We start from the raw sequence: 20,146 nt of genomic DNA, 5'->3' as shown, positions 1-20,146 counted from the left end.
GCCTGATACCGATTAGATTTACAGGCATTGCAAAATTAAAATATAAATATGACAGCAGAACAGCTGAGCAAAATCATCGTCAAAGGTATGGAGGAAAAAAAGGCCTCCAATATCGTGGTGATGGATCTAAGAAAAATTAAGAATACCGTAAGCGATTTTTTTGTGATTTGCTCCGGCAACTCAGACACTCAAATCGAGGCAATTTCCGATTCTATTGAAGAAATGGCTTTCAAAGCGGGAGAATCCAGCCCTTTCAGAGTGGAAGGCAAAAGTGGGAAACAATGGATTTTGATGGACTATGTGGACGTAGTAGCTCACATATTTCTGAAGGACAAAAGAGAATATTATGGTCTGGAGGAATTATGGGGAGATGCGAAAGTTACCCGAGTTGGTTAAAATCCCTCAAACTTTAACCAGATCAAACCGTTTTACCTTAAGTTTAGAGAATTACTTATCAATCAATGAGCGAAAATAATAAAAGCAAAAAATTTGTCCCTAAACCGCCTCAGAAGCCAAACTTTCAGCTTTGGTTAATTGTGGTGGCAGTCATGGTACTGATTGGACTTACTTGGATCAATCAAAGAGGTGCTATGGTGGACATCACTCAAAAGCGTTTTGAAGACATGTACACGGCTGGTGATGTAGCCAAGGTCATGATCGTCAAAAATATGGACAGAGTAGATATTACCCTGAAGCCAGCCGCTTTGTCTAAAGAAAAATATAAAGGTGAACTAGAATCGAATTCCACTTTTTTCAATCCAAACGGGCCTCATTATTCCCTACAGGTTGTTTCTTGGGATAAGTTTGCTACTGACTTTGGTGCCATGGAAGAGCAGAGACCGGACGAGGAGCGAATTGGATACTCAGTCACTACGGAAGAGAACTGGAGCAGCTGGTTTGGAAGCTTCGGCTTTCTCATTCTTTTATTCGTTTTCTTCTGGTTTATGATGCGAAGAATGGCTGGACCATCAGGACCGGGTGGACAGATTTTCAATGTTGGAAAATCCAAAGCACAGCTTTTTGATGCAGAGAATAAAGTCAAAATTACATTTGATAATGTTGCAGGGCTGGATGAGGCCAAAGAAGAGGTTCAGGAGATTGTAGAATTTCTAAAAAACCCTTCCAAATTCACCAAACTTGGAGGTAAGATTCCTAAAGGTGCTTTATTGGTAGGACCTCCAGGTACCGGTAAGACATTATTAGCAAAAGCCGTAGCAGGTGAGGCTGGTGTACCTTTCTTTACATTGTCTGGTTCTGACTTTGTTGAAATGTTCGTCGGTGTGGGTGCAGCTAGAGTCAGAGACTTATTTAAGCAAGCCAAAGAAAAGGCACCATGTATCATTTTCATAGATGAAATTGACGCAATCGGTAGATCCAGAGGTAAGGGTCAAATGCCAGGTTCAAATGACGAGCGGGAAAATACCTTGAACTCCCTATTGGTGGAGATGGATGGTTTTGGAACTGACACAGGAGTAATCGTTGTGGCAGCAACCAACAGACCGGATGTATTGGATAGCGCCTTATTGAGACCAGGACGATTTGACAGACAAATCTCCATTGACAAACCGGATATTGTAGGTAGAGAGGCGATTTTCAAAGTTCACTTGAAGCCTATCAAAACATCCGATGATGTGGATCCTAAAAAACTGGCTGCTCAAACTCCAGGCTTTGCTGGAGCTGAAATCGCCAACGTTTGTAATGAGGCTGCCTTGATCGCCGCTAGAAGAAATAAAACTGCAGTAGACATGCAGGATTTCCAAGATGCTGTGGATCGTGTAATCGGAGGTTTGGAGAAGAAAAATAAAATTATCTCTCCGGAAGAGAAGAAAATTGTAGCATATCACGAGGCTGGTCACGCTGTTGCAGGCTGGTTTTTGGAGCATGCAGATCCATTAGTAAAGGTAAGTATCGTTCCAAGAGGTGTAGCTGCCTTAGGTTATGCACAATACCTTCCTAAGGAGCAGTTCCTATACCAAACCGAGCAACTCATTGATGAGATGTGTATGACTTTGGGAGGTAGAGCTGCCGAAGAAATCATATTCGGAAAGATCTCTACTGGAGCTTTGAGCGATTTGGAGAGAATCACCAAAATGGCTTATTCTATCGTTTCAGTTTATGGAATGAATGAGAAATTAGGAAATATTTCATTCTACGATAGCAAGAGTGATGGCTATAAGATGACAAAGCCCTACTCTGAGGCTACTGCTGAGATGATTGATCAAGAAGTTCACAAACTGATAGAATTTGCTTATCAGCGTACTTTGGAATTATTGAGAGAGAAGAAAGGCGAATTGGAGACTTTGGCTAAAGAACTTTTGGAAAAGGAAATCTTATTCCAGTCTGATCTTGAAAAACTAATCGGAAAGAGACCATTTGCCAAAGAAACCACCTATCAGGCTTACACTAATAAAAAAGATGTGGTAGCTCCTGAAAGCAAAGATTCCGAACCTGAAGTCAAAACTTCTGAATCGGAGGAAAAAGAATCAAATGAAACAGATTCAGTCACAGTTTCCGAAACGGATACAAAAACTGAAAAATGATTTCCAACAAAAGCCCCGTTTTAGACGGGGCTTTTTATTTTTGTTTCTGAAATCTATCTTTCCGAATGTTTTCCCATCTGCAGAATTTTTCCCTAAAAGAGAAAAAAATCTATTTCGCCTCTGATTTTCATTTGGGAGCACCGTCTTCTGAAGCAAGCAAAAGCCGTGAAAAAAAGATTATTCAATGGCTTGATTCCATTCAATCAGATGCTGCTGCTATTTTTCTGGTAGGTGATATTTTTGATTTTTGGTTCGAGTACAAAGAAGTCGTTCCCAAAGGCTTTATCCCCTTCATTTCAAAAATCCAACAACTGAGAGAAGCTGGAATACCTATCCTGTTCTTTACCGGGAATCATGACTTATGGATGAAAGATTATTTCACGGAGGAACTTGGAATCCCCGTTTATCATCACCCCATTGAGCTCATGGTCAATGATAAGACCCTATTGGTAGGTCATGGTGATGGTTTGGGACCGGGAGATCATTCATATAAATTCTTAAAAAAGATATTTGTCAATCCTGTTGCACAATGGCTCTTTAGATGGATTCATCCAGATTTAGGAATCAAGCTAGCAAAAGCCTGGTCAGGAAAAAGCAGGATAACCAATTCTGAAAAAGGGGAAGATAGGTTTTTGGGAGAAGAAGAGTGGCTTTGGCAATATTGTAAAGACTTAGAATCCAAGAGGCATCATGACCTATATATCTTTGGACATAGGCATCTTCCTTTGGAACTTGAAGTCGGCGATCATGCGACATATTTCAACTTAGGAGAATGGGTCAGCCAGTTCACCTATCTTGAGTTTGACGGTAGAAAGGCTGAGCTAAAAAAATTCAAAGCCCCTGCAGAATATTAGTTTTTGAGTAAAGCATGCTAAATTCCTGAAATTGCATTGAAATAGGGTAAGCCATGAAATATTGCTGGATAGTTTTTTTTCTATTACCTCTGAGACTGTTTGCTCAGGAGGCAGTATTATCCAGCCCGATAGCTGATTGGGAAGTCAATCAATTGAGTTTGGTTTCCTTTGATACCAAGGATCAGATTTTTGCAAGCAATATTCAGGGAGATATTTTCCTTTTTGATTCGAGAGGAACACAAAAAAATTACTTTTCACCTCCACGTCAGGGACAACTGCATCAACTCGAAGCTGCTTGGACTGTGAATATTTTCACCTTTTCTTCAGACTTGCAGCAGTATAGAATCCTAGATAGGTTTTTAAATCCCTTGGCTGAAAATGGACTTTTGCAAGTCAACGTCACCTTAGCCAAAGCAGCGACTTTAGGAAACAACAATGTCATATGGATTTGGGATGAATCTGATTTTAGCTTAAAGAGATTAGACTACCTGAGAAATACTATACTTGATTCCCAACCTTTGAACCTAATTCTCAATTCGGAAAGCTTATCTGTCACCGAAATCAGAGAATTTAAGAATCGCCTTTTCATGAATATTCCCAGTTCGGGCGTATACGTTTTTGATAATCAAGGGAATTTTATCAAAAAGTTTGATTTAAAAAATCAGGAAAGACTCTGCTACTTTCAGGAGCAATTGCTTTGGTTGGAAGAGGGATTTATTTGGACTTTAAACCTACAGACTTTAGAGAAAAGATCGGCAATTCAAATACCAAATGCTGAATTTGAAGGTATCCAAATTGGACAAGAATTTATGACTTTGACTCATAAAAACAGGATTCAAGTCTACCGAGTACCACACGAACTCAAGCAAAGGCAATAAAAAATCCCCAAATATTCTAAGGGGATTTTTTGGATTTGGTGGGATATAATTATCCGATTTTCACCAATTCAATATCAAAGATTAAATCTTTTCCAGCCAATTGATGGTTCGCGTCCAATGTGATTTTCTCCTCATCTACGTGAGTAACAATCACTGGCATTGGTTGACCGTTAGGCCCCTGTAGGCTTAACTGCATTCCAATTTCCGGTTTGATATCAGCAGGCACCTGAGTTTTTGGCACATCAATCATCATATCATCTCTACGCTCGCCATAAGCTTCAGCGGCAGGAATAGTTACAGTTTTTTTATCACCCACAGCCATCCCGTGAACAGCCGCATCGAATCCTTGAATCATTTGTCCTCCACCTACAGTAAAGCCAAGCGGCTCTCTCTGAACTGAAGAATCAAACACACTCCCGTCTTCTAGTTTTCCGGTGTAGTGCACTTGCACATTGTCACCTTTTTTTGCTTGCATGATAATTTATTGTTTTTGTTAAAAGACAAAGGTACAAATTATAGTTGGGGAAGGAAAACCGAACAGTTCCGAAGCATAGTGTCCGAAATCATTATAAATACGTACACTTTCGAACACTTTTTAATTAAAAATGCTGAAATTAGGCTTAGAAGCGCATTGGCATCATTTTCCCCTATTACTAGTCAAAACAGACAATCATGGAGAATCAAGATCTTGGCAAAATATTAATTATTGACGATAACGAGGACTTATTATTTGCTGCCAAAATGCTTTTGAAAAAGCATGCAAAGGAAGTGACTATTGAAAAGGATCCGAGAAGAATTCCATTTTTGATCAATAATAACAATTACGATGTGATCCTTTTGGATATGAATTTTCGGGAAGATACCACCTCTGGTAAAGAGGGGTTTTTCTGGTTGAGTCAAATCAAAGAAATAGACCCAAAAGCTGTCGTAATTTTAATCACGGCATTTGGCGATGTGGAAATGGCTGTTCAGGCACTCAAAGAAGGTGCTACGGATTTTATCTTGAAGCCATGGCAAAATGAAAAACTCTTGGCTACACTTTCTGCGGCGGTTAGGTTGAAAGAATCTTATAATGAAGTAGACAAGCTTCAGAAAAAACAAAAACAGCTACAGTCCGACCTCAAAAAACCTTACACAGATATCATCGGGAGCAGTGCTTCGATGAAAAACATCTTTTCCATCATAGATAAGGTAGCACAAACAGATGCCAATGTCTTGATCTTAGGCGAAAATGGTACCGGTAAAGAATTGATTGCTAGGGCCATTCATGAAAGATCTCTGAGAAAGGACGAAATCTTCGTCGGAGTAGACATGGGAGCCATCACAGAAACCTTGTTTGAATCCGAGCTTTTTGGTCACAAGAGAGGTGCATTCACAGATGCAAAAGACGATAGAGCAGGTAGATTCGAGATTGCGGATAAAGGGACCCTTTTCCTGGATGAAATCGGGAATTTATCCATGCCCCTTCAGTCTAAATTATTGACTGTTTTGCAAAAAAGAGAGGTGACTAGAATTGGAACCAACAAGGCCATTCCGGTTGATATCCGTCTCATTTGTGCTACCAATATGCATGTGCATGAAATGGTCATGGAGAATACTTTCAGACAGGATTTGCTATATCGAATCAATACAGTAGAAATTTTCCTTCCGCCTTTGAGAGAAAGACAGGATGATATACCACAATTAGCGAATCACTTCCTGAAGCAATACAGTCAAAAGTATAGAAAGGAGTTTAGCAGCTTTACTTCCTCTGCTATGGAGTTACTTCAGCGCTATCCTTGGCCTGGTAATATTCGGGAACTTCAGCATGCTATAGAAAGGGCTATCATTATGGCAGAAGGAAATCAATTAGACTCAAGAGACTTCTTCTTCCTTTCTGCCAAACCTGCTTCAGAAAAAGCTCCAGTTTCCAATACCCTGAATCTGGATGATATGGAAAGAAGTACGATTCAGCGTGCGATTGATAAAAACGGAGGTAATATTTCCAAAGCAGCAAAAGAGCTGGGCTTGACCCGTGCATCTTTGTACAGACGATTAGAAAAATATGGATTATAAAGTAGGCTTACTGGGGCGAATCGCTCTTTTAGCCGGATCACTCTTTTTTTTAGCCTATACCATTATTGATGAATGGGGAGTCTTCATGATTTCCCTTTTCATCATTATGGTGATTATTCAAATCATTTTTCTACTTCGATATTCTGAGAGTTCATTCAAAAAAGTACGGACCTTTTTGGACAACATTAAGCAGGATAAGTATTCGCAGGTTTATCCGGTAAAATTTGACGGAACTGAAACAGATGACCTTCACATTGAATTCAATGCGATTTTGGCCAAACTCAAGGAAGATCAGGCAGAAAAAGAGGCAAATTATCAATACTTCCGCTCAGTCTTTAAGCACCTGAGCATAGGCCTGATCACTTTTGGTGAAAATGGAGAAATCCAAATCATGAATACCTCCGCCAAGAGGATTTTGAATGTGGATGAGCTTAAAAACGTTGATCAAATAGAAAACCTCAATAAAGAGCTTTTTCTGGCGATTAAAAGTTTGCGAACAGGAGGAAGTGAATTGATCAAAATCGCTCATCCCGATGGGATCATGCAACTGTCTGTTTATGTCATTGAACTTTTGATGCGGGGAGAAAAATTCAAACTGGTTTCCCTTCAAAACATCCAATCCGAATTGGAGGAAAAGGAAATGGAAGCATGGCAGAATTTGGTCAAGATTCTAACTCATGAAATCATGAATTCCATCGCTCCCATTTCTTCCTTAGCCGGCACGCTCAAGGGCGAATTGGAAAATCAATTGGAAAAAAATGAGGGATTGAACCCTTCGGATCTGGAAGATTACCTGATGGGAATCACTACCATCGAGAAGCGCTCAGAGGGATTGATCAGCTTTGTTTCGGACTTTAGAAGCTTGGCTCATATCCCAGCTCCAAAATTTTCCAGCATCAGAATTTCTAATCTTTTTGAGCAATTGGAAACCCTACTTCACCATCAGATACAGGCGGGTGAAATCCATCTTATCAAAGAAATTGATCCTGAAGAATTAATTCTATTTGGAGATCAAACCCAAATCGAGCAGGTGATGATCAATTTGACTCAAAATGCCATACAGGCAGTTGAGGAATCGGATGAGAAAATCATCCGTCTAAGGGCTTTTATCGATGAGGCTGGAAAAATAATTATAGAGGTCTGTGACACTGGAAAGGGCATAGAAGAAGAAGCCCTAGGTAAAATTTTCATTCCATTTTTCACTACCAAAAAGAAAGGTTCGGGCATTGGTCTCTCCCTCTCCAAGCAGATTATGAGGAGACATAAGGGCAATATTCAGGTTCGTTCTACAATCGGAGAAGGAACAGTCTTTAAATTGATTTTTAATGGTTAAGGGTATAATTTATGCTGAAATTCTTGTCGATTTTACTAAAGTCAGTATCAAAATTAACTCTCATCCATAGCTTAGACTTAAAGAGTCTTCCTTTAGAAAATGATTTTAAACCAACCCCTAACCTCTTATGCTAGCTAAAATCAAAGCCATTTTTCTAATTGTTAAAGACTGGATACTTAAACAACTTAAAAAAGTAAGCCCCGGTGCTCATGCATTTAAGGGAGCAGGGATTGGATTGATCTCCGGGTCACTGATTTTTTTCCTGATAGAAACAGTCGGGATGGTTTTAAATTTCAGGGATCCTTGGATCTTATTACTGGGTTTAGTGATCATTTTAGCTGCCACCTTAGCTGCTTTTCTATCAAACTGGTTGCTTAAAAAATGGAATGAACTTCCCCGCCTATTCAGAGTTGGACTTTTCATTGCTGTACCCCTGCTGCTAGTTACAAGACTGGGCGATGAGAGGATTCTATTATTCTTAATCCTAATTTTCGCTCTTTTGGGAGCTGGATTGGCGAGTTTGAAAAAAGGTTATTTTCCCAAACTTAGTACTCCCAAGAAAGTGGTCGTTTTTTTGGGCACTATTGTGGGTTTAGCGGGAGCAATTGCATTTATTTATTTCCTGAGTATCCGTGGTTTGGAGATGAAACCGATTATCAATGCCGGGAAGCTCGCAGAAGATAATATCCAAGTCATCCAAGCTCCTTCTCCAGCCGAAAAAGGAAAATATGGGATTAATTTTTTCACTTATGGGTCAGGAAAGGATATTAGAAGAGAAGAATTTGGAGAAGGGGTGAGCTATCAAACTCAATCCGTAGATGGAACGGCCTTTTTGGACAATTGGGAGGGAATTTCTGGTAAGTACCGAACACATTATTGGGGTTTTGATTATAGAGAATTACCACTCAACGGAAGAGTTTGGATGCCCGAAGGAAAAGGTCCATTTCCGTTGGTATTGGTAGTACATGGTAATCATCCCATGCAAGATTTTTCTGATCCAGGCTATGATTATTTAGGGGAATTATTGGCCTCCCGAGGTTTTATTTTGGTATCTGTTGATGAAAATTTTTTGAACGGTTCCTGGTCCGACTTTCCTAAGGGATTGGATAAAGAAAATGATGCAAGAGGGTGGATCTTACTTGAGCATCTAAGACAATGGAAGGATTGGTCCACAGATCCTCAGCATGAGCTATATCAAAAAGTAGATTTAGATAAGTTGGCCTTGATCGGGCATTCACGGGGCGGCGAGGCAGTAGGCCATGCTGCTATGTTAAATCAGCTAGACTACTATCCTGATGATGCCAGTATCAGACTGAACTATCATTTCAATATCCAATCCATTGTCGCAATAGCTCCTGTGGATGGGCAATACAAACCTGGTAGCAGCTTGACCAAGTTTGAAAATGTGAGCTACTTGGGAATTCACGGAGCCCAAGATGCAGATGTAGAGTCCTTCGATGGAGCCAAACAATATGAGCGCATTTCGTTTACGGATTCGGCTTATCGATTTAAAGCAGGCATTTATATTTCGGGAGCCAATCATGGACAGTTCAACAGCAGCTGGGGAGACAACGATATTCTGGCTACTTTTTCAGGCATCTTGAATAAGAAGCAATTGATGGATGTAAAAGATCAGGAGCGGGTAGCTGAGGTGTTTATATCTGCTTTTTTAGAAACTACCCTGAATCAAAAAATGGAATATTTACCACTTTTTGCAGATGCTAGAAAGGGAAGAAACTGGTTGCCTGAAAGTATTTATTTAAGCCAATTTGAAGATTCAAGGAGTCGATTTTGGGCTGGCTATGATGAGGATTATGACATAAAGACCCTCACAAAGGGAAGGCAAGCTGTTGGTAAAAATCTAAGCGTTTGGAGAGAAGGAGAAGTTATCCCTAAATATGGCCTGAAGGGCACCAGAGCAGTGTTTTTAGGCTGGAACTATGAAGAATTTGGTCAGGATACTTTGGAATGGGAAGGCACGGAAAAGCCTATACTTCCTGACTCTGTACTTTCGGTTTATTCTTTGATTTTGGATCAAAACAGCTTCCGTCCGGATTCCAGCTCTGTTTTGATTTTCTCATTGGCAGAATCAGATGAGAGTTCCAATCCTAAAAGCTCTGGAAAATGGGTGAAAAATGAGTCTAACAATGAAAATCAGAATGCTGAAGAAAACAGTGAAGAAACTGATCTAGCAGATGAGGACGAGGAAGAAGAAAAGGATGATGAGAAACCGCTTCAGCCATTGGATTTCAATATTGAATTGGTAGATAACGAAGGAGAAAAAATCAGGTTTCTTTTGAGTGATTATTCTCCATTGCAGCGATTGATCAAATCTCGAGTATTGAAAATCCAGTTTTTGGACGAAAAAGATGAGACAGAAAGTATATTTCAGTTTTATCAATTTGACTTGAATAAATTTGGTTCAAAAAATCCCTTATTTGACCCTGCGAAACTTCAGGAAATCCACTTTATTTTCGATCAATCGGAAGCTGGAGTAGTGGTATTGGATCAGGTTGGATTGATGCCGAGATTGGAAAACTAATTTTCAAAAATTCCTTTGATAAAGGATTCTACCCATTTGGAGTCTTTTAAACCAAAAATTATCAATAATCGAAGAAGTGTAAAAATACCAACGACAACATAGGGAATTGAAAAAGCTAGTTTTTTCTTCTTATACCTGACAATCAAAAGAATAATTATTCCTAAAAGTACCCCGATATTTATTCCATTTAGTATAAAAGGAGACAAAGGCAGATTTTCCGGACTTTGATAAATTCCTATCAGTACCAAAAACATCAATCTTGTGGTAGCCGGGGGCATTACCCAAAAGACGGTTGATATCATCCAGGCAGCATGGACATCAGGTTTTTTCACAGAAAAAACAGCTGCTAATACGGAAAATGCAAAGCCCAACATGGTGATTAACTCCGCAAAGGAGGTGCTGTATTTGACTGCAACCCGAGGACCTTGGTTGATATCCATGTTTCCGGAGATTACGCTTACAGCAGAAATAAAAACCGTACCCGCGATAAAAATGCCTACAAATCCTAATTTTCGATGAGTTTGGAATGACTTCTTAGATATCAAATAAGGCTGAATTATCAGGATTAAATACCAGGATAAAGCAGACAAACCATGTAAATGCCAATCTAAAGGAGCTGAAGTAAACCCGAGCCAATACCTACTAAATCCAAAAAGGGTGATAAAAAATGGAATCAATAACCAGTAGGAGGTATTTTTATAGGAGAGCATTTATTTCTATTTTTTATTAAAAAACCCAGTTCCAGCAGTTCACAAAATCCTTCCCAATACTCTTAAAATTATCAATTTTTTCGACAAATTACTGAATGAGAAAGGATTGCCTGATATTAACCCTTGTAATTATTACCAAATTCATTCTTCAACTCATCGTTGTTCATCCCGATTTTGAACTCCACCGAGATGAGTTTTTACACTTGGATCAAGCTGACCATTTGGCTTGGGGATACCTTTCCGTTCCGCCTTTTACTTCCTGGAATTCTGTACTGATTCGATGGTTGGGAAATACTGAATTTTGGGTTCGCTTTTTTCCTGCCTTTTATGGGGCATTGACTATTTGGGTGATTTGGAAGCTGGTTGGGAAATTAGGTGGAGATCTTTTCGCCAAAAGTCTCAGTGCTGTGGCCTTACTTTGTTCGGCTCTGATCCGACTCAATATACTCTACCAGCCTAACTCGGTAGATATCCTTTGCTGGACTTTAGTATTTTACTTTTTGGTGAAGTTAATCCGAGATCAGGATCCTAGCAATTGGTATGGAATTGCTCTCTGTTTTGCTTTAGGATTTCTGAATAAATATTCCATCGCCTTTTTAGGTTTGGGGCTTCTCTTAGGAATCCTAGCCACACCCCAAAGAAAATTGCTCGGCAGCAAGCAGGTCTTCTATGCCATATTAATTTTCATACTTCTTATTTCTCCAAATTTCCTTTGGCAATGGAAGAATGGCTGGCCTGTACTGACTCATATGGATTATCTCAATCGGTATCAGTTGGCCAACAATTCCAGAATCGGCTTTCTGATGGAGCAATTACTATTTTTCTATCCATCACTTTTTATCTGGATCATCGGATTTGGAGCATTGGCATTTTTAAAAAAATTCAGGGATTACAGACTTATCCCATGGACTTTTATCTTGACCCTAGTCCTATTTACCTTCTTTAAAGCCAAAGCCTATTATGCCATCGGGCTTTATCCTGTAATCGTTGCTTTTGGAGCATTTCAGCTATCTGAATTTACCCGAAATTCATCCTTATTTAAACAAGTAATCAGGCAGAACTTACTTCGTTCAGCTCTCCTTATCTTACCAATTGGCTTATTTTTTCCAGCTGTTCCCCTGATCCATCCTTTTTACTCTCCTGAAAGAGTTCTTAACTCCCCTCCAGCTTATTCCAAGCTTGGTCTAAACCGATGGGAAGATGGAAAAGAGTATCCTTTACCTCAGGATTTTGCCGATATGCTTGGATGGAAGGAGATGGCCAATATAGTGGATGAAGCTTTTGCTCAAATGCCTGAAAAAGGTCGGAAAATGGTGATTTGCACCAATTATGGACAGGCTGGAGCGATTAATTTTTATACTCAAACACCAGGTTTAAAAGCCTTCACCATGAATGCGGATTATTTGTATTGGTTTGATTTGGAGGAGCCGGTGGATCATCTGATTTTGGTTAGAAGTGATTTTGAAAAACTAACTGAGGAAGAGATCAATTTTTTTGAAGAACATAGATTGATTGGTACAGTCAATCATCCTCTAGCTCGGGAGAAAGAAACTAGCGTGCACTATCTTCGGGGAGCTAAAATCCCTGTCAACCCAATCTTGCAAGAAGAGATAAGGGAAGAGAAAAAAATGTGGGAAAGAGAAGGGAATTGAAACTTGATAATCCTGAATCTCTTCTACCTTAACCAAACCTTTTTCCATCAGTAGGCAGGAAGAATGAAAACCGAAGCTTTCAATTGGGATTCTAATTTAGATTTTGAACAGTATTTTATTCGAAGTACTCCTTTATCAGAAAATATTATCTGATTATCTGCAATCATGCCAGTTGCCCTATTTTCTTTGCTGACTGGTTGGAAGACCGAAGACCGAAGACCGAAGCTTCCGGATTCTGATCCTTTTAGCAGACAATAAGCCGTATTTTTGTTAATCCTGGTAAGAAAGTGGATATCCATTATATATTATTTTGGGAAATAACCGACAATGAAAAGATGTTAAAAAATTAGTAATCAACTGCTTATTAAATTATTTTTCATAGGTCTAAAAAAAATAAAATATGAAACCAATATTAGTCTTCATTGCAAGCTTTCTATTTTTAGTGAATTTTGGAAAGGCACAAGATAACCATGCCCAATACGGACAGGCCCAAGATTTTGAGTCTTTCAAGATTCGAGACAATATTGATTTAGGAATTCCAATTGAGCCATTTTCAACCTATGGCTATGGATTGAATAAAAAAACTTCCAATAGCTATCTTGATTTCCAAATTGAGGAATTTGATTTAGTAAAAAAGCCTAAATTTTATTCTAAAGACCCCACTCAAAGAATTATGGGGTATAATGAAAACCCAATGCCCCAAATGAATTTTTCATTGCTGGCTGTTCCTCTACCCGATATCGATAGCAAGATGCCACTTCAGAAATTAGATTATTCAGAAAATCCGACACTACTAATAAAGCCTCTTTATTGAAATTGAAGACAAGGTCGAGATTTTGATATTACAGAGCCTATATATCTAAATTCATGAATTTGCTCTATTAAAAAATCAGATAAATTATAAGATTAAATTAAATTTTTTCTTAGTTTGAATTTTGAACACAAACTATTCATTTTTATGATTCGCCAATTAGATTTTTTCTTCTATTTCCGAAAAATCCAAAAAACCATTTTCTGGGTTTTGATTTCTTTTGGGCTGTTATTTCTGAATTCATGCGGAGAAAGAGAGGATCCTCTACCTGAAGGTTTTGACCTTGTTACTGACTTTGAACTAATACCATACGACTCTGTTTTCGTGATTTGGCAGGGAAGTCACGAGTTGAACCTTACACCAAAGTTTTTTGGAGCATTTGGAGATGAAATAACTTTACCATTCTATCCCACAATTCAATATTTCATTGATGGGAAAAAAAATTCAAATCCTCCAAGAATACCACTTCACCAAGAAAAAGAATTTGAACTTTATGGGAAAATCGGTCGAATAAAAAGTAAAACCTTAAAAATCAGAGTAATTGATGTTGACCCAAAGACTTATGTTTCAAAGTTTAAGGCTTCTATGGCTGATTCCACAAAGGCTCCATATGCAATTTCCGGTAGATCTTTTGTGGATTTCAATGCGAGCATTTATGATTACAGGGGAAAGGAATTTCCTGAAAATGAAAAGCCTGATTATAAATTCTTTTTTGATGGTAAAGTCTTGGAGAGTCTCCATAGGGTTCCAGTTTTAAGGTCAGGTGAAATCCCGTTTTGGGTAGAAATTGGGGATAAAAAAAGTGAGGTTGAAATACTTTACTCCCGAGAACTGCCTGACCTTTCTAAGAAATATTCTTTACCAATCATTTTCCATATTATTCATTCAGGACAAGAAAAAGGAACTACAGAAAATCCCTCACAAGAAAAGATTATCGAGCTTTTGCATGTAACAAATGAATGGCTACAAGGAGGAAAAAGTTCTCAGTTGAGGAAAGGACATAATCAAGTGGACCCCAATTTAGAGTTCTTTCCAGCCTTAATTGGACCAGATGGTTTTCCTTTGCCTGAACCAGGAATCAATCGGGTTTTTTCGGAAAAAAATTCCTACCTATACGGAGATGTGACAACTTATAAATACCTATTTGATAACATGTGGGACCCAAATAATTATGTCAATGTGTTTATAATGAACATTAACGGCGCTGACGGGTTTGCATTTGATCCACCTTTATCAGATGAAAAGCTTTCTAGGTTTTATGGATTTGTTATCACAAAGCGTTTAAATACTTTTACAATGCTTCATGAGGCAGGACACTTTTTGGGTTTGCCTCATACCTTTTCTGTTGGAAAGCACTGTTTGAATGGAGATGGGTTTATGGATACAGATTCTTATAACGATGATACAAAGAAAATCAAGGGCAAATTCAAGACTAACTGTGATGGAGAATATTTTTACCCAACTAACGTGATGGACTACTTCCCTAGTGTCCGTAATAGTTTCACCTTAGATCAAGTCAATAAAATGATATCCACGATAAATACAGGGTATTTTTTACCAACAAATGTCAATCCAAATGGCAGAAGTCAATCAAAACCTTGGGTTCGTGGAGTATTTGATCCGGGGGTTAAACCGATTGAATAAACTGTCTAATAATAGCTTAATCTTTGAGTTCAACTCCTTCAGAGTTGTGGCGCACTAAAGGATGACTCCCTAGCCCCCCAGTTTCACTGGCGGCTATTGAGGAGTTGACCCACTTCGTGGTTATAATATGATACAGACTTTTATAGAAGTTCGACAGCTTATCATTTTAGCATCCATCTAAGCTATATGAATAGAAAACAATCCTGAAAGGATTGAATCTCTCAATAACCACGTTTGCAACCCGTCGAAAAGTAAAGCGCCCTACCAGAACTTCCTGGCCATGAGGGGGTCAAACTTTTGTATTTTCTTTAAACCATCAACACGAAAAAAGTGGTGCCTGCTGCAACCTTCCTGCAACAAACACCACTAATTTCTAAGCCATTTATTAGCTTTCTTATTTCAGCTTTCTCACTTATCCTTAGGTTTATCCCTTTGCATTTCTATCATGTCAACCGGTGGCGGAGTATTGTCACCCAACAAATGGCGAACGAAGTAGTCTCCCATTTTCCAGAAGAAATACTCGGTCATATCTCCATATCCATGTCTCTGTCCAGGTAGAATCACAAATTCATAACGCTTCCCTGCTTTGATCAGCGCATTAGCCATGCGGATAGTGCCTGCAGGATGCACATTATTATCCACATCTCCGGTTGAGAGCATCAGATGTCCCTTCAAGTTTTTAGCCAAGTCAGGGTTCTTTTCAATCTGATAAACAAAGGTGGTATCACCTTTAGGTGAAATTTGTTCTTTCACTCCATGATGCTTCTCTGACCACCAACGGTTGTAGATATTATTTTCATGGTTTCCTGCAGACGAAACAGCCACTTTAAATACATCTGGGTACACTAGCATAGCGGCTGTAGACATAAAGCCTCCACCTGAATGTCCGTGGATACCTACTTTGCTTCTATCAATAAAGTCATGACGGTCTGCCAATTGCTCTACGGCCGCTTTTTTATCAGCCAAACCATAATCTCTCAGGTTTCCATAGCCATAATTGTGGTACCACTTAGAGCGTGCTGGATGTCCTCCTCTATTACCCAAGGTAACCACCACAAAACCAAACTGAGCCAATCGATCTGTTCTATCCATACTTCTGCCGAAAGACTTATTCACTGCTTCTGTCTGAGGTCCAGGGTATACATATTCTATGATCGGATACTTTCGGGTTGAGTCAAAATCGAAAGGCTTATACATGACACCATACAAATCAGTAATTCCATCATCTGCCTTGAATTTGAAAGGCTCAGGAAACTGATAGCCCGCTGCGAATAATTGACTCAAATCTGCTGTTTCAAGATCCATGACCTTGTTCCCATTTCTATCTTTCAACACAGAAACCGGCGTTGTATTCACGCGGGAATAAGTGTCTACAAAGAAACTTGCATTGTCATTGATGTCGATATCATGATTGAAATCACCGGCATTTAAAAGGCTCACTGCGCCACCATCTAGGCTGACAGAATAAAGATGCTCATAGTAAGGGTCTTCGCCTTTTTCGCGTCCATTGGCTACAAAGTAGAGTTTCCTGTTTTTGGCATCAACTCTTGCCGCACCAGCGGTATGATAAGGACCAGAAGTCAATTGTCTTTTCAAAGTTCCGTCTTTTCCATACAGGTAAAAATGCCCCCAACCATCACGTTCAGACCACCAAATCAATTCATTTCCTACCAATTCCAGCTTTTCAAAATCAATGTAGGTATTGCTTCTTTCCTCGATCACTACTTCTTTCTGATTGGAAGCTAAGTTCCATCTTACCACATCCACTTTTTTCAAATCCCGGGAAGTGATAGCAAAGTAAAACTCGTTGAGATTACCCAACCATGTCGCTGGTCTGAAATCATCATATCTAGTATTTGCCGGAGGAGTAGTAGACCAAAGGGAAACAGTCTGATCCTTGAAGGTGGAAATTGGAAGTTTCTTCATTTCCATCTGATCAAAGGAGAAATGCAAAAGCTCAGTTTGAGGCTGTTCCTTTTCACCCGGCATGGCATACTTATAGGTCTCCAAAGTTGGACGAGGATTTCGGGTGTTATGAATCACCCAAAGGTCTTTCACATCTCTTTGATCTGTTCGGGTCATTACAAACTGCTTGCTGTCAGAGCTCCAAAGTACTCCAGCCCTTTTGCGGTCATCTTTGGATTTTTCCTCTTCTACATTGTCATCACCACGACCACCCCAGCCGTATTCATAATCCTTCTCTCCATCTTCTGTAAGTTGATTTTCCACGATGGTCGAATCCTTTTCATCTTTCACCGCTTTGAGGAAATTTTCCTTATCCATCCAGTAGAGGTTGAAATTTTTCATATACACCACTCTGGAGGAATCCGGAGAAATATTGGCCCATGAAAGCCTTTTCGGATCTTTTCCCGTTTCAATTTCCGTCAACTGCTGAGTAGAAATATTGTACAAAAAAGTATGAACCTTCTTTTCCAAGGAGTCCTTGGCATTCTTGTTCTTTTCTTTGATTTCAGCCCAGTCAGACTTGAGGACATCTGCTGTACTTTTTACTTTGAATCGGATGGTATTCTCATCATCCATCAGTTTCAAATCATCCAATTTCAGATGCTGCCCATCGAAAGGATCCTTTACCGCACGGGTGATCTCAGCAGCAAGCTTATCCCTGTCAAACATTTCGGACTTGCTTCTTCTAACCGGATCCACCACATACCAGCGTTTCCCTTCGCTGGTTTCGTATTCGTACCAAAACCGATCTGATTTTTTCATCCAATGTGGGTTAACACTGGTGGAAAAGATCATCTTCTTTAGCTTCTCAGGGGAAAAACGAGATGCCAATTCATAATTACCAGAGTAAACAGGCTCTTGGGCATGACTTGTAGCAAAAGCCAAAAAGAACCCAAAAGCGAGTAAAATTCTACGCATAATCTCTATAGTTTATTTTCTGACGAAACTAAAAAACAGGAGTTTAAGCTACTTTACCGCTTGCGTAAAAAGGAGAAAGAAAAGCCTTTTGACCTCTCTGAGCCTCAGTCATACAGATAATTCATATTCAATTAACGGGCACTTCATATTCACCGAATAATCTTCTGAATTCATAGTAAATACTTAACAACCTAAACATGCTGGATTCAAATTGAGAGACTACCTTTCGATCAAAACAAAAGCGTGAAGACCCATTTCAAAACCATTGTTGTATCCGATGTGCATTTGGGTACCAGAGGATCCAAAGCCAAAGAAATAGCCAGATTTCTTAAGCAATACCGCTGTGAAAACCTCATACTCAACGGAGACATCATAGACGGTTGGCAGCTTAAAAAATCAGGAACATGGAAAAGAAAGCACACGCGTTTTTTTAACCGAATCCTCAAGATGATAGAAAATCATCAAACCAAAGTGTACTATCTGCGAGGTAACCACGATGATTTTTTGGATCAGATTCTCCCCTTGCAGATTGGGAATTTGTCCATCCAAACGGACATGATTTATGAGAGTCAGGGGAAAAAATATTTTATCACCCATGGAGATATTTTTGATAGCATAACGACTAATCTCCGATGGATCGCATATTTGGGAGATGTGGGATATACCTTTTTGCTGTGGCTCAACCGTATCGTCAATCATTATAGATTCAAAAGAGGTCTACCCTATTATTCTCTTTCCCAATATGTCAAATCCAAGGTAAAGTCCGCTGTTTCCTACATTGATGAGTATGAAAAAGAGCTTGCTAAAATGGCTAGATCAAAAGGGTGTGATGGAATTATTTGCGGCCATATTCACAAAGCTGAGGACAGGGAGATAGAAGGCGTACATTACCTCAATTCCGGGGATTGGGTTGAAACTATGTCAGCTCTGGCTGAGGATCATGAGGGAAACTGGCAGTTGATCTACTATAACGAAATAGATTTCAAAGAAATCAGAGACCATCAAATTACCAGCTTTTTTGAAGGTGAAAGTCAAGACAACATCATCCCATTGAGGCAGGTTTCCTTTGAAAACAAAAATGATGACCTAGACCCACCTGCTTTTCGATCATGAAATTTCTATTTATTGTTCAGGGAGAGGGTCGGGGTCATATGACTCAGGCTATCTCATTTTCCCAGCTACTAAAATCCCAAGGTCATGAAGTTTGCGCTGTCATTCTCGGAAAAAGCAATCGGAGAGCCATACCGGATTTTTTTAAAAGAGAAATAAATGCCCCTATCCACTGGATTCCCAGTCCAAATTTTGAAACGGATGGGGACAATAAAAAAATCAGTCTATCTAAAACCCTTCGAAAAAACTTTTTGAAAGCACCGATTTTCATAAATAGCCTTCGCGAGATCCATTTGATGAATCAAAGGCATCAGCCGGATGTGATTCTAAATTTTTATGACTTATTGGGGGGACTGTATGCCGGATTTTTTAGACCAAAAGCTGAGTTTTGGGTAATTGGCCATCAATATTTGATTAATCACAGTAATTATCTCTTCCCCAAAAAAAGAAAATTAGAACGGCTGCTGTACCAATTCAACACCAGATTAAGTGCTTGGACAGCCAATAAAATTCTAGCCTTATCTTTTGAACCACTGGAAGCAGAAGGTAAAATCACAGTTGTTCCCCCACTTTTACGAAGAGAGTTAAAGTTTTTGAACCCTTATCCAGGTGACTTTTACCTTGCTTACATGGTAAACCCCGGCTATGCTGAAGACTTGATCGCATTTGCAAAGAGCAATCCTCAAATCAAAATAAAGGGCTATTGGGATAAGAAAGGAGAAAATGAAATTATCCATCCCAGTCCCAACCTCAGCCTTCATCAAGTAAATGATCAGAAGTTTTTGGAGGATATGGCAGCTTGCAAAGGTTTGGTTTGCACAGCAGGATTTGAGTCAATTTGCGAAGCATTGTACTTGGGGAAGCAAATCATGGTCATCCCAGTAGAAGGTCAATACGAACAAGCTTGCAATGCCATTGAAATTCAGGAAAGAAAGATAGGGATAGCCGCATCGGAGTTTAATTTCAAGCTTTTAGAAAAAACAGGTATTAAGGATAAGGAAGCTGTGAAAAAATATCAAAGCTGGGTGGAAAGCTGGTCTGGGATTATTGAGGATTTGACATTAGAAAAAAGGAGCTCTCAGGTTGTCTGGCCTGAAGGCTCCTTCCCTAACTCAAATCATGCATTTGGATAAT

15 protein-coding genes are annotated in these 20,146 nt (G+C 39.3%); 12 read left to right on the top strand and 3 right to left on the bottom strand.

Annotated features, from left to right (window positions below; translation table 11 throughout):
* Positions 1-48 precede the first annotated feature (48 nt).
* From rsfS to FL972_RS06340, 4 genes are all read left to right on the top strand, one after another.
* On the top strand, positions 49-396 hold the full coding sequence (gene rsfS / locus FL972_RS06355; RefSeq protein WP_091649477.1) for a ribosome silencing factor: 348 nt from the start codon (positions 49-51) through the stop codon (positions 394-396).
* Between the two features lie 65 nt (positions 397-461).
* Positions 462-2,540 (top strand): ATP-dependent zinc metalloprotease FtsH, encoded by a 2,079-nt coding sequence (ftsH, locus tag FL972_RS06350; RefSeq protein WP_144604220.1) that lies wholly within the window; start codon positions 462-464, stop codon positions 2,538-2,540.
* Positions 2,541-2,605: 65 nt separating this feature from the next.
* On the top strand, positions 2,606-3,394 hold the full coding sequence (locus FL972_RS06345) for a UDP-2,3-diacylglucosamine diphosphatase (RefSeq protein ID WP_091649472.1): 789 nt from the start codon (positions 2,606-2,608) through the stop codon (positions 3,392-3,394).
* A gap of 53 nt (positions 3,395-3,447) precedes the next feature.
* Entirely contained in the window at positions 3,448-4,272 is an 825-nt protein-coding gene (locus FL972_RS06340) for a hypothetical protein (RefSeq protein WP_144604219.1), read from the top strand.
* 49 nt (positions 4,273-4,321) lie between these two features.
* Here FL972_RS06340 and FL972_RS06335 read toward each other — a convergent pair whose 3' ends face one another.
* Positions 4,322-4,750, bottom strand: a complete 429-nt coding sequence (locus FL972_RS06335; protein WP_091649466.1) for an FKBP-type peptidyl-prolyl cis-trans isomerase — start codon at positions 4,748-4,750, stop codon at positions 4,322-4,324.
* A 194-nt stretch (positions 4,751-4,944) separates the two neighbouring features.
* Between FL972_RS06335 and FL972_RS06330 the strand changes: the two genes are divergently transcribed.
* The 3 genes from FL972_RS06330 to FL972_RS06320 all read left to right on the top strand — a co-directional run bounded on the left by FL972_RS06330 (position 4,945) and on the right by FL972_RS06320 (position 10,202).
* Entirely contained in the window at positions 4,945-6,327 is a 1,383-nt protein-coding gene (locus FL972_RS06330; protein ID WP_091649723.1) for a sigma-54-dependent transcriptional regulator, read from the top strand.
* Positions 6,317-7,660, top strand: a complete 1,344-nt coding sequence (locus FL972_RS06325) for a sensor histidine kinase (RefSeq protein WP_144604218.1) — start codon at positions 6,317-6,319, stop codon at positions 7,658-7,660. Before FL972_RS06330 ends, FL972_RS06325 begins: the two co-directional genes overlap by 11 nt.
* Before the next feature lie 127 nt (positions 7,661-7,787).
* Positions 7,788-10,202, top strand: a complete 2,415-nt coding sequence (locus FL972_RS06320; protein WP_144604217.1) for an alpha/beta hydrolase — start codon at positions 7,788-7,790, stop codon at positions 10,200-10,202.
* Here FL972_RS06320 and FL972_RS06315 read toward each other — a convergent pair.
* Complete coding sequence (locus tag FL972_RS06315; protein ID WP_144604216.1) at positions 10,199-10,912, bottom strand: hypothetical protein; 714 nt, start codon at positions 10,910-10,912, stop codon at positions 10,199-10,201. The two genes, FL972_RS06320 and FL972_RS06315, sit on opposite strands and share 4 nt — an antisense overlap.
* 95 nt (positions 10,913-11,007) lie before the next feature.
* On the opposite strand from FL972_RS06315, the gene FL972_RS06310 reads away from it, so the two are divergent.
* The 3 genes from FL972_RS06310 to FL972_RS06300 all read left to right on the top strand — a co-directional run bounded on the left by FL972_RS06310 (position 11,008) and on the right by FL972_RS06300 (position 15,019).
* Entirely contained in the window at positions 11,008-12,564 is a 1,557-nt protein-coding gene (locus FL972_RS06310) for an ArnT family glycosyltransferase (protein WP_144604215.1), read from the top strand.
* A 400-nt stretch (positions 12,565-12,964) separates the two neighbouring features.
* Positions 12,965-13,378, top strand: coding sequence for a hypothetical protein (locus FL972_RS06305; RefSeq protein ID WP_144604214.1), 414 nt, complete (start codon positions 12,965-12,967; stop codon positions 13,376-13,378).
* A gap of 144 nt (positions 13,379-13,522) precedes the next feature.
* Positions 13,523-15,019, top strand: a complete 1,497-nt coding sequence (locus FL972_RS06300) for a M43 family zinc metalloprotease (protein ID WP_144604213.1) — start codon at positions 13,523-13,525, stop codon at positions 15,017-15,019.
* A 408-nt stretch (positions 15,020-15,427) separates the two neighbouring features.
* Here the strand turns inward: FL972_RS06300 and FL972_RS06295 are convergent, their stop codons facing one another.
* The gene (locus FL972_RS06295; RefSeq protein WP_144604212.1) at positions 15,428-17,902 is read right to left on the bottom strand and encodes a S9 family peptidase; all 2,475 of its coding nucleotides are present in this window, start codon (positions 17,900-17,902) and stop codon (positions 15,428-15,430) included.
* A 243-nt stretch (positions 17,903-18,145) separates the two neighbouring features.
* Between FL972_RS06295 and FL972_RS06290 the strand changes: the two genes are divergently transcribed.
* Positions 18,146-19,015 carry a UDP-2,3-diacylglucosamine diphosphatase gene (locus FL972_RS06290; protein ID WP_144604211.1) on the top strand — a complete coding sequence of 290 codons (870 nt, stop codon included), beginning with the start codon at positions 18,146-18,148 and terminating at the stop codon, positions 19,013-19,015.
* Positions 19,012-20,145 carry a glycosyltransferase family protein gene (locus tag FL972_RS06285; protein ID WP_144604210.1) on the top strand — a complete coding sequence of 378 codons (1,134 nt, stop codon included), beginning with the start codon at positions 19,012-19,014 and terminating at the stop codon, positions 20,143-20,145. Before FL972_RS06290 ends, FL972_RS06285 begins: the two co-directional genes overlap by 4 nt.
* Position 20,146 lies beyond the last annotated feature (1 nt).

The organism is Algoriphagus algorifonticola (genome assembly GCF_007655305.1).
Taxonomy (GTDB): Bacteria; Bacteroidota; Bacteroidia; order Cytophagales; family Cyclobacteriaceae; genus Algoriphagus; species Algoriphagus algorifonticola.
This window is presented reverse-complemented; position numbering and strand designations above follow the sequence as displayed.

Excerpts from the sequence above, each read along its gene's own strand:
- rsfS (WP_091649477.1), top strand. The coding sequence starts at position 49 with ATGACAGCAGAACAGCTGAGCAAAATCATCGTCAAAGGTATGGAGGAA.
- ftsH (WP_144604220.1), top strand. The coding sequence starts at position 462 with ATGAGCGAAAATAATAAAAGCAAAAAATTTGTCCCTAAACCGCCTCAG.
- FL972_RS06345 (WP_091649472.1), top strand. The coding sequence starts at position 2,606 with ATGTTTTCCCATCTGCAGAATTTTTCCCTAAAAGAGAAAAAAATCTAT.
- FL972_RS06340 (WP_144604219.1), top strand. The coding sequence starts at position 3,448 with ATGAAATATTGCTGGATAGTTTTTTTTCTATTACCTCTGAGACTGTTT.
- FL972_RS06330 (WP_091649723.1), top strand. The coding sequence starts at position 4,945 with ATGGAGAATCAAGATCTTGGCAAAATATTAATTATTGACGATAACGAG.
- FL972_RS06325 (WP_144604218.1), top strand. The coding sequence starts at position 6,317 with ATGGATTATAAAGTAGGCTTACTGGGGCGAATCGCTCTTTTAGCCGGA.
- FL972_RS06320 (WP_144604217.1), top strand. The coding sequence starts at position 7,788 with ATGCTAGCTAAAATCAAAGCCATTTTTCTAATTGTTAAAGACTGGATA.
- FL972_RS06315 (WP_144604216.1), bottom strand. The coding sequence starts at position 10,912 with ATGCTCTCCTATAAAAATACCTCCTACTGGTTATTGATTCCATTTTTT.
- FL972_RS06310 (WP_144604215.1), top strand. The coding sequence starts at position 11,008 with ATGAGAAAGGATTGCCTGATATTAACCCTTGTAATTATTACCAAATTC.
- FL972_RS06305 (WP_144604214.1), top strand. The coding sequence starts at position 12,965 with ATGAAACCAATATTAGTCTTCATTGCAAGCTTTCTATTTTTAGTGAAT.
- FL972_RS06300 (WP_144604213.1), top strand. The coding sequence starts at position 13,523 with ATGATTCGCCAATTAGATTTTTTCTTCTATTTCCGAAAAATCCAAAAA.
- FL972_RS06295 (WP_144604212.1), bottom strand. The coding sequence starts at position 17,902 with ATGCGTAGAATTTTACTCGCTTTTGGGTTCTTTTTGGCTTTTGCTACA.
- FL972_RS06285 (WP_144604210.1), top strand. The coding sequence starts at position 19,012 with ATGAAATTTCTATTTATTGTTCAGGGAGAGGGTCGGGGTCATATGACT.